The 929-nt window shown below is 65.6% G+C and carries 1 protein-coding gene; it reads left to right on the top strand.

The window, feature by feature from the left end; genetic code table 11:
• A partial coding sequence (locus CLM62_RS11405; protein ID WP_143659019.1) for a PHP domain-containing protein occupies positions 1 to 929 on the top strand: 929 nt, incomplete at both ends.

Genomic DNA, 929 nt, shown 5'->3' with positions numbered 1-929 from the left:
CTGCACGTCCACACCCAGTACTCGCTGCTGGACGGTGCCGCGCGGCTGAAGGACATGTTCAACGCGTGCAACGAGATGGGCATGACCCACATCGCGATGTCCGACCACGGCAACCTCCACGGGGCGTACGACTTCTTCCACTCGGCGCAGAAGGCCGGGGTCACCCCGATCATCGGTATCGAGGCGTATGTGGCGCCGGAGTCGCGGCGCAACAAGCGCAAGATCCAGTGGGGGCAGCCGCACCAGAAGCGGGACGACGTCTCCGGTTCGGGTGGTTACACCCACAAGACGATCTGGGCGGCGGACAAGACCGGCCTGCACAACCTGTTCCGGCTGTCCTCGGACGCGTACGCGGAGGGCTGGCTGCAGAAGTGGCCGCGGATGGACAAGGAGACCATCTCCCAGTGGTCTCAGGGCCTGATCGCCTCCACCGGCTGCCCGTCGGGTGAGCTGCAGACCCGCCTGCGGCTCGGCCAGTACGACGAGGCGCTGAAGGCGGCCGCCGACTACCAGGACATCTTCGGCAAGGACCGCTACTTCCTGGAGCTGATGGACCACGGCATCGACATCGAGCGCCGGGTCCGCGACGGCCTCCTCGACATCGGCAAGAAGCTGGGCATCCCCCCGCTGGTGACGAACGACTCGCACTACACGTACGCGCACGAGGCGTCCGCCCATGACGCGCTGCTGTGCATCCAGACCGGCAAGAACCTCTCCGACCCGGACCGCTTCAGGTTCGACGGCACGGGTTATTACCTGAAGTCCACGGACGAGATGTACGCCATCGACTCCTCGGACGCCTGGCAGGAGGGCTGCCGCAACACGCTGCTGGTGGCGGAGCAGATCGACACCACGGGCATGTTCGAGAAGCGCGACCTGATGCCCAAGTTCGACATCCCCGAGGGCTACACCGAGGTCACCTGGTTCAA

Origin of the sequence: Streptomyces sp. SA15 (assembly GCF_002291145.1) — a bacterium.
Lineage (GTDB): Bacteria > Actinomycetota > Actinomycetes > Streptomycetales > Streptomycetaceae > Streptomyces.
Note: the sequence above shows the minus strand (reverse complement) of the source record. Positions and strands in the feature narration are given on the sequence as shown.